This window comes from Streptomyces sp. (genome assembly GCF_050698815.1).
Classification (GTDB): Bacteria; Actinomycetota; Actinomycetes; order Streptomycetales; family Streptomycetaceae; genus Streptomyces.
In genome coordinates, this window is record NZ_JBOHCV010000146.1 from 1 (window position 1) to 2,833 (window position 2,833).

A 2,833-nucleotide genomic window follows, 5' to 3' on the forward strand; every position below is an offset into this window, starting at 1 on the left:
CCACGGCTGAGCTTCCACGTGTACCTCCTCGATAGGTGGTGCCTTCTGAAACCCGCCTCGGCCGGGTGACGTTACGTCGAACCCGACGGAGGCGGAGCCTAGACGGACGCACGCAGGCGTCCAATGCGCAGCAGCGCGCCAGGAATACACAGGCGTCGCCGAGTTGGTGGTGAGGTCAGGCTGGCGCTCATGGGCGATCCCACGCGCCGCGCCAGGACGTGCACACACTCGACGGCCCACTCCGAGGCGAGCCCCCCGCCATAGCGGGGGCGCAAGATGTACGTGCCGCGCCGGATGTCGGTCACGACTGCCTCAGTCAACCCGGCCTCGTCGTGCACCAGATCCCCAACCTCCGCACTGTCGTTGCTGGCGCTCATCCAGCTGCCCCCTGCCGGCTGAGAATGCCCAGGGAGAGCGCGCAACTCGTGCATGCGTGCCGTCCGCCTCCGTGCTGGCGCAGTACGGGCCGGGCCAGGCTGTATCCGCGGTGACACACCGGGCAGGCATGCCCGGTGATCGAATGCACAGCCCACGTGCTGGGAGGCGCGACCGCCTCCCAGCGGGAATCGTCAGTGAGTAAGCGACACGAAGGTGGTGCTGTCGACATCTCGGGCTGTCCTTCCGGAGCTTCTGCAAAGTGCGGGCGGGCCGTCAGCTGCGGAACAAGCGGGCCCTTGTGACGACCAGACAACGCCCTGCCACGCAGGCTTGGTTAGGACGATGGAGAGGTCAGCTCTGCGAGTCGCCTAGGGTGATTTGACCGCCCGTTTACCTTTGTTCTGTCGGGCACCCGCTCTACGGTGTGGTGATGAGCGCCACGCGGAATCACGCGTTAGAGGCGTGGATGGAGATGCACGGCCACAGCTCCAACACCCTCGCCGAAGCTGTTAACCAGGCCATTGGAGACCTCACGGGCCGACTGGGCGGGCTGGACGGATCGTCAGTCCGAGGCTGGAAAGCGGGAAGGGTCAGGTGGCCAAAGTCGGCCACGCGCAGGGCACTTGAGGACGTCACCGGACTGCCTGCCACCGCTTTAGGGTTCGTGCCACGGGGTCGGACTCCGTCCACCCCAGCCCCACCGCAGCAGAAGGATCCCGATATGAAGCGCCGAATCCTCGTCGGCGGCATTGCTGCGGCTGCCACCGCCGCAGCAGCCGCTCACGGCCCCGCAGCGCAGCGCCGTATCGGCATGAGCGACGTGGACCGCCTGCAGAAGCGCTTCGCCGAGATCATCGCCAGCGATCACCGCCACGGTGGGCAGCTCGGCATCGAGCAGAAGGCCGCAGCACTCGGCGACGAAGCGCTGAACCTCCAGAACGCGGGCAACGCCTCCCAGCGCGTACGCGGCAGCCTCTACGCCGCTGCCGCGGCGTTCCGCTCCTCGGCGATGTGGGCAGCCATCGACGGCCGGCGTTACGACGTCGCGAACACGCACATGCGTGAGGCCCAAGCCCTTGCTGAGATGTCCGGTGATCAGGCGATCAAGTTCCGCATCTGGAGTCACGCGGGAACCATGTACCGGCACATGGGGCGGCCCGCCGACGCGCTCGCCGCCAACGACGTCGCCCGCAACCTGCACCTCACGCGCCGTGACCCCTTGTTCGCGTCCCTCGGCCTAGCCCGGCAGGGGGCCATTCACGGCACCGCACAGAATCGCACCAGTACCCGCCGGGCGTTCGAGCAGGCGCAGGACGCCATGGTGCGCGCCGACCCCGCCGACTACCGGCCGGGGTGGATGATCGCCTTCTACGACCAGGCCGAATTGGACTCCTTGGCCCTGTCGGCGCACTTGGCGCTCGGCGACTACACGACCGCCGAGTTCCACGCCCATCGCTGTCTGTCCGCCCGTCGGCCCCACATGGTCCGCTCCCGAGCCATCACCACGACCCGGCTTGCACACGCCCAGCTCGCCCAGGGCGCCGCGGACGCCGCCACGGCCACCGCAATGAAGGTCCCCGCCGACACCGCCACCCAGCACGCCCGGGTCACGCGCATGTTGCAGGAGTTCGGGGCCGCACTGCGAGCCACCGCGAAGGGCAGTACCACCGTGCAGACTTGGACCGAGCACGCCGCCACCTGGAGGACCACCGCATGACCACGGCGCCCGTCACCGAACTGTGTACGTTCAACACCCTCGACACCGTCCGTGGTGATCTCCTCGACGTGTATGCCGACGTGCGCGCACCCCTGCTCCACCTGCCGAACTATGCGGTCACCGCGTTCGGCGAGCGCCTGGACCGGCACAGCTGCGAACCGGGGTTCATAGTCGTCCTCGCGTATGCGGACGGCCATCCCGTCGGCTACGCCTACGGCAACAGCATCGAGCACGGTGACCGGTACTGGCAGCGCACCGGCCCGGAGCCAGCGGGAAAGTACACCGAGCGACCGGCCGTGGCACTGAAGGAAATCGGCGTCCGTCCTGCCTGGCGGAAGACCGGCACTGCCCGCCGTATCCACGACGCTCTCCTCGACGCCCGCGACGAGCCGTTCGTCACGCTCATGGTCAACCCGGCCGCAGGGGACGGAAAGGTTCACGCGCTCTACAAGTCGTGGGGATACGAGGACATCGGACAAAGCCAGCCATCACCGGCCTCACCGGTCCTCACCGTGATGATCTGCGCCATCCGCTGACCGGCACCTACGACTGAAGCACCCCGCGCCGTCCGGACGTCGAACCGTCGGGTGCTGGCGCGCCGTAGCGGACGGCCACGCCCGACTCGGCCGCCCGTTCCACGATGTGGCGGCTGGCCCGCTCGGCGAGCGCGGCGATGGTCAGGGACGGATTGACGCACAGCGACGTGGGGACTGCCGCTCCGTCGGTCACGAACAGCCC

The 2,833-nt window shown here is 68.3% G+C and carries 3 protein-coding genes and 1 pseudogene; 2 read left to right on the plus strand and 2 right to left on the minus strand.

Annotated features, from left to right (window positions below):
* Window positions 1-98: 98 nt before the first annotated feature.
* Window positions 99-377, minus strand: a complete 279-nt coding sequence (locus ACRDP3_RS05715; protein ID WP_431515717.1) for a hypothetical protein — start codon at window positions 375-377, stop codon at window positions 99-101.
* Window positions 378-808: 431 nt separating this feature from the next.
* Here ACRDP3_RS05715 and ACRDP3_RS05720 point away from each other — a divergent pair, with 431 nt between their 5' ends.
* Window positions 809-2,095, plus strand: a complete 1,287-nt coding sequence (locus ACRDP3_RS05720; protein ID WP_431515718.1) for an XRE family transcriptional regulator — start codon at window positions 809-811, stop codon at window positions 2,093-2,095.
* A complete protein-coding gene (locus tag ACRDP3_RS05725; RefSeq protein WP_431515719.1) occupies window positions 2,092-2,631 on the plus strand; it encodes an N-acetyltransferase family protein in 540 nt (179 codons plus the stop codon). The genes ACRDP3_RS05720 and ACRDP3_RS05725 overlap by 4 nt, the downstream gene beginning before the upstream one ends.
* A 7-nt stretch (window positions 2,632-2,638) precedes the next feature.
* Here the strand turns inward: ACRDP3_RS05725 and ACRDP3_RS05730 are convergent.
* Window positions 2,639-2,833, minus strand: a pseudogene (locus ACRDP3_RS05730) (GMC family oxidoreductase); the annotation flags it as partial.

Coding starts and splice junctions, on each gene's coding strand:
- ACRDP3_RS05715 (WP_431515717.1), bottom strand. CDS start 377: ATGAGCGCCAGCAACGACAGTGCGGAGGTTGGGGATCTGGTGCACGAC.
- ACRDP3_RS05720 (WP_431515718.1), top strand. CDS start 809: ATGAGCGCCACGCGGAATCACGCGTTAGAGGCGTGGATGGAGATGCAC.
- ACRDP3_RS05725 (WP_431515719.1), top strand. CDS start 2,092: ATGACCACGGCGCCCGTCACCGAACTGTGTACGTTCAACACCCTCGAC.